Consider the following 5,543-nt stretch of genomic DNA (forward strand, 5'->3'; position numbering starts at 1 on the left):
GACGCAGCGCATCTGTAATCGCGGCCTGTGAATCGCCATAATGCCAAAAACGTGTTCCGCCTGCTGCTGGCCCCAAATACGTAGAATGCACAGCGATAACCGCCCTTAGCCCAGTCACGCGGTCGTCGAAGACGTGCACGGCCTCGTGCGAGTCAAAATCAGGCAGGTCCCAAATGGCGGGCATGATATATTTCCTTGTGCGAAAATGGCCCTTGGGCGTTCAGCATGATATTACGCTCACACGTAATAATATTACGCGAAGCAAATGTCACACAAATTTTGGCGTGGAAGAAATGGGGCGACCGAGGGGTCTTGAACCCCCGACCTCTGGTACCACAAACCAGCGCTCTAACCAACTGAGCTACGGTCGCCATAGCGCCACTGAGGCAGGCGCGATCCCGTTTTTCGGTCTAACCCTAGACCGTAAATTTTTCATGTGCCAAGCTTTCGCTCGGCACATGAGATATCTTATTTTTTGAGGCTGAGGCCACCAAAACGCTTGTTAAACTGGGCAACGCGGCCACCAGTGTCAAGCATACGGCCCGAACCACCCGTCCATGCTGGGTGCGATGTCGGATCGATATCCAGAGCGAGTGTGTCGCCTTCCTTACCCCAAGTGGAGCGCGTTTCGAAGACGGTGCCATCGGTCATCTGCACCTTGATCATGTGATAATCGGGGTGAATGTCGGCTTTCATACATAAATCCTTTGTTCAGTCGCCGGTTTCCGACCGGTAACCCTAAATTCGGAAGCGCCGCGCATAGCGGGGAGCGAGCGCGATAGCAACATGGAAATATTACAGAAGGCGGGTGTGGGTGATTTATAATTCCGTGCCATTCACGCCCACGCCTCGTGATGCTGACACTTTAACTCGTGCCCTCCATTCGCCATCCTAAGCCCAATTGCGTCATCCTGAACCCAATTGCGTCATCCTGAACTTGTTTCAGGATAATAGGCCAAGTCCGTGCGTTATCCTGAAACAAGTTCAGGATGACGGGTTGCAGCGTCGGGATGACGAGAGAGAGGGAGGGACTTAAACAGACCCAACGCCACTATATCAAGCAGGTGGCTCGGCAATCATGGCCATAAATTCCGCCTCAGCAGCGATTTGGTCGCCAACCATGGCGCGTCCGGCAAATTTGCATACCCGCGCACGTTTCTGCACAAATTCAACGTGCAAATGCAACAGGCATCCTGGCTCAACCGGCGCACGGAACTTGGCATTGTCAATCGACATGAAATACACAAGCTTGCCCGAACCAATCAACCCAAGGCTTTCCATCGCCAACACGCCAGCCGCTTGGGCCAGTGCCTCGACAATCATAACACCCGGCATGATGGGTCTTCCGGGAAAGTGCCCCTGAAAAAACCCTTCATTCATGGTTACGGCCTTGACCGCGCAAATACGCTCGTCAACGACAAGCTCCTCTACGCGGTCCACCAAAAGCATGGGGTAGCGGTGCGGAAGCACCGCCATGACCCGGCGTACGTCATAGTTGCTGAAATCGCCCCCCGACATAAAATCTAGCGGCTTTCAGGCTGCGCTGCTGGTGCTGGTGCTGCAGCTGGCCGTGCCTGCGCAGCAGCAGCCGCTTGGGCCTGCTGCGTTGCTGCGTTAATCAACTGCTGTATCTGCTGATATAAGGCGCCAATCTGACGCGACGGACGCCAGCCAGCAGGCGGCGTTACCGTCACGGCTGGAACGGCCTTGTCCAATTCAGCCGTGATCGCGGCAGTCACATCGACAGCATCTGGAGCCCATACAAACGCATCGGGCGCAAGGATGACATTGATTTTCTTAGCGGTAATGACCGCCTGCTGTGCCGCGTCATATTTCAACGCAATCTGTTCGACGGCATAAAGCTGCGCAAGCACGATAGGATCCTGAAGTGTGTTCAGTTCCATTTGCTTTGTGTCGATCTGCTTCAGCAAGGGGCTATTCGCCTTGATAGCGACGTCAAGCTCGGCCTGCGTCAGCTCCTTATCCTTGTTGATATCAAGCTGCGCATTCAGATTGTTTATCTCTACGCGCTTGGCTTGCAATTGCTGCGCCACGCTGGCGTATTGCGTGCCGATTTGCTGATAGGCAGTACCAAGCGCCTTTGAACGGGTGATTGCAACTGCCGTGTCAGCGGTAGCAATGCCTGCAACTTGGGCAGACGCGGGTACCGAAATGGCAGCAACTGACAAACAGGCAGCGGCGAGAATGTTTTTACGAATTTTCATTAGAATTGCGTTCCTACGTTGAATGTAAATAATTTGGTGTCGTCACCCTCCTGCTTAAGCAAAGCGCGGGCTATATCGATTCTGAACGGACCAAAGGGTGAATTCCAGTTGACGCCAAAGCCAACCGACAAGCGCGGCTTCCAGCTGTCGCCAAAAAAGCGCTCTTCGAAACGCAGCGCGGCAACCCGGGTCGAGCCATCGGCATTGAGAGCCGTGGTAGATGTTTGAAGCGCACCAGCGGAATCCACGAAATAGTATAATGGGGCGCCTTGGGCGCCATTCGCCAGCACTTCGCGCTGCGCCACCGTCTGTAAAATGGGGCGTGTCACATCAAACACAGAACCCACATCTACAAACAAGGAAGGACGTAAGCCCAACTCTCTTGCGCCGCTGCCCAGCGGAATTTGCAGTTCGGCACGGCCAAGATAATAGAAACGTCCGCCAATAGCATCGTCCTGGATCTGGTTCCGATCCGTCAGCGGCGTGTTAACAGCCAAGCCGTTAACAACCTCACCTTGGAAGAACACACGCTGCACCCGTGGGCCGATGCCGCGAATGTCGAACCCGCGCATTTGCGGCTCACCGAGATAGAAACGGTCGGTCAGTCGAACATCGTCAATACCTTGAGAGGTCAGCCCGCGGTCTTCCAACGAGTGGATGTAGCCCCCTTCAAACGACAATCCGAAAACGAAGTTACCGAACGGCTTCCAAAATTTGTCCGCATTAATCCGCGTTTTAATATATTTAACATCACCGCCAAGCCCGGCAATGTCTTGGCTTAAACCGATGCTTTGGCCCCGTGTCGGGCGGATACGGTTGTCGCGATCATCATAAAGCAACGTGTATCCAATGGAGGACGTCAAACGCTTACCCAGCGCATCGCACAGAAAACGTCCGGCAATGATGGGGTCGCACGACGGTAGAAGCGGTCCTAAGCCATCCGGGTCGGAGAAGAAGGTGTTCTCATCAAGAGAAATATCATCTTGGCTCAACCCGTAACGCGCCTGAAAATAGATAAATTCATTGACCGGCACACCTACGCGCACCTGCATACCTGTGGTAGCTTGTTCATAGGTCGTGTTGCGTTGATTGTTAAAGAAGTTGAAGCTGTTCAAATCCCGGCGGAAGATATCGCCAGAGACGGCAATCGAACGATCAAACAAATAGGGCTCGGTAAAGCCGATTTCCGCTGATTTTGAATAAGATGAATACGAAATATTCGTCCGCAATTCTTGCCCCAAGCCGCGGAAGTTCCGTTGCTTGATCGCACCTTGGAAAATGAAGTTTTCGATCGAAGAAAATCCTGCGGACAAGGACAATTCGCCCGTCGCTTTTTCCTCTACATTGGTCGAAAGGATGATGCGGTCGGGCGCACTGCCCTGTTCCTGTTCGACTTCAAGGTCTTCCTGAAAATATCCGAGCGATTTGATACGTTCTGCGGTTCGCTTTACCTGAATGCTATTAAAAGCATCGCCTTCGTTCAGGCGAAATTCGCGGCGGACAACCTTATCCTGCGTCAGGGTGTTGCCGTTAATGTCGATCCGTTCCACAAACACCCGCGGGGATTCCGCAACGTTGAACGTAATGCCCATGGTCAGCGTATCTTTGTCCCGCTGGAAATCCGGGTTTACATCGGCAAAGGCATAGCCAAACAGACCGGCAGTCTCCGACAGGCTTTCGACGGTGTCCTCAACCATCTTGGCATCATACCAGTCGCCTTTTTTCATGCGCAAAGTCGTCGTCAGGCGCTCTGAATCAAAATCGCGAATTTGGCTCTCAACCTTGACGTCACCAAATTTGTACCGGTCACCTTCTTCCACCACATAAGTGATGATGAAGTCCTGCTTATCAGGCGTCAGTTCGGCGACTGCGGAAACCACGCGGAAATCGGCATAGCCTTGTGTCAGGTAGAATTGACGCAGCTTTTGTTGGTCGAACGCCAAGCGATCCGGATCATAGCTGGTGCCGGAGCTGAAGAACTTGTAAAAACGGGCTTGCTTCGTGACCATTTCGCCGCGCAGCTGGCCATCGGAGAACTTTTCGTTGCCGATGATGTTGATCTGCTGAACCTTGGACTTGGGCCCTTCGGTAATCTCGAAAACAATGTCTACGCGGTTTTGGTCGAGCTGAACCAATTTAGGTTCAACGACCGCGGCAAAGCGCCCCTGACGCTTGTACAGCTCAATGATGCGCGCAACATCGGCGCGCACTTTGGATCGCGAATAAATCTGGCGCGGGGCAAGTTTGATTTCGGGTTCAATTTTGTCATTCTTGATGCGCTTGTTGCCTTCAAGAATGATGCGGTTCACCACTGGGTTTTCGCGCACTTCAATAACAACTGCGCCGGCATTATTGCGGACAGCAACGTCCGCGAACAATTCGGTCGCGTACAGGTCCTTCAAAGCTTGGTCAGCCGACACCTGGGTCCATGGCTGCCCCGTGCGCAAGCGGATATATGATCGAACGGTATCGGCTTCGAGTCGTTGCGTACCGACGACAGTGATCGATTGAATGGTCTCGACAGGAGCAGCTACCTGAGGCTGCGCAGCGGGCGTCGCCGGCGCCGTCTGCGCAAAAGCGGGAGCCATCGTGCCCGTCGCGGCAAGCGCGGTCGAACCCATCAAATACATGCCAAAGCTTTTGAAGTTGCCGCGAGGTCTACTTTTCATTGTCATCCGATCTGATGTCCGTCCCCACTGGGCGTTGGCATATTGCCGCTAAAATAGTTTTGTGTCCCTGCCCCATGCAGCGCGCGCAATCAAGTATGCAATGCCCTCAACTGCTTTCGAAAAGACCAAAAGACGCAAGGTCGTTGAATGTTACCATAATCATAAATGCCGCCAGCATCGCAAATCCTGCACGAAAAGCCCACTCCTGCACAACTGGCGTGGCAGGGCGCCGACGCACTGCTTCCACGGCGTAGAGCAACAAATGTCCTCCATCGAGCATCGGGATTGGCAGCAGATTGATGAACCCCAAGTTAATTGAGATCAACGCAGCAAGACTAATGAATGTTAAAATACCAAGGCTCATCGCCTCGCCGGATACTTTTGCGATTTTCAACGGACCGCCGAGTTCGGAAATCGGCCGCCGACCGGAAATAATCTGGCCAAGGCCAATCACCTGCTGCCGCAAGATATTTCCGGTTTGCACAACCGCAGCCCAAGGTGCCTCAAGCAGGCCCACTTCGCGGACTTCCAATTTGCTGGCGCCAAGGCCAAGCCGACCAATACGATATTCATTGCCGAACCGATCAACTTCGATAACTGCAGCGACCGTGGCGTCCTTTGTCATGCGCGCGCCGTCGCGTTCGATTTC

At 53.5% G+C, this 5,543-nt stretch carries 6 protein-coding genes and 1 tRNA gene; all 7 read right to left on the reverse strand.

Features of this window, described 5'->3' with window-relative positions; all coding sequences use genetic code 11:
• Positions 1-184 (reverse strand): Glu/Leu/Phe/Val dehydrogenase dimerization domain-containing protein (locus ACILP3_RS10280; RefSeq protein ID WP_395616540.1); only part of this gene is annotated, 184 nt, incomplete at its 3' end.
• A gap of 110 nt (positions 185-294) precedes the next feature.
• A tRNA-His gene (locus ACILP3_RS10285) sits at positions 295-371 on the reverse strand.
• A 97-nt stretch (positions 372-468) separates the two neighbouring features.
• Positions 469-696: a 50S ribosomal protein L31 gene (rpmE, locus tag ACILP3_RS10290; RefSeq protein ID WP_125230382.1), complete on the reverse strand. Its 228-nt coding sequence runs from the start codon at positions 694-696 to the stop codon at positions 469-471.
• A gap of 360 nt (positions 697-1,056) precedes the next feature.
• On the reverse strand, positions 1,057-1,518 hold the full coding sequence (fabZ, locus tag ACILP3_RS10295; protein WP_395616541.1) for a 3-hydroxyacyl-ACP dehydratase FabZ: 462 nt from the start codon (positions 1,516-1,518) through the stop codon (positions 1,057-1,059).
• Positions 1,519-1,523: 5 nt separating this feature from the next.
• Positions 1,524-2,225, reverse strand: a complete 702-nt coding sequence (locus tag ACILP3_RS10300; protein WP_395616542.1) for an OmpH family outer membrane protein — start codon at positions 2,223-2,225, stop codon at positions 1,524-1,526.
• On the reverse strand, positions 2,225-4,855 hold the full coding sequence (bamA, locus tag ACILP3_RS10305; protein WP_395616544.1) for an outer membrane protein assembly factor BamA: 2,631 nt from the start codon (positions 4,853-4,855) through the stop codon (positions 2,225-2,227). The genes ACILP3_RS10300 and bamA overlap by 1 nt, the downstream gene beginning before the upstream one ends.
• A gap of 145 nt (positions 4,856-5,000) precedes the next feature.
• Positions 5,001-5,543, reverse strand: a 543-nt coding sequence (locus ACILP3_RS10310) for a site-2 protease family protein (protein WP_395616543.1), incomplete at its 5' end; no start/stop codon positions are given.

Source organism: Sphingorhabdus sp. (assembly GCF_044239665.1).
GTDB lineage: Bacteria > Pseudomonadota > Alphaproteobacteria > Sphingomonadales > Sphingomonadaceae > Sphingorhabdus_B.

Coding starts and splice junctions, on each gene's coding strand:
- fabZ (WP_395616541.1), bottom strand. CDS start 1,518: ATGTCGGGGGGCGATTTCAGCAACTATGACGTACGCCGGGTCATGGCG.
- bamA (WP_395616544.1), bottom strand. CDS start 4,855: ATGTATTTGATGGGTTCGACCGCGCTTGCCGCGACGGGCACGATGGCT.
- rpmE (WP_125230382.1), bottom strand. CDS start 696: ATGAAAGCCGACATTCACCCCGATTATCACATGATCAAGGTGCAGATG.
- ACILP3_RS10300 (WP_395616542.1), bottom strand. CDS start 2,225: ATGAAAATTCGTAAAAACATTCTCGCCGCTGCCTGTTTGTCAGTTGCT.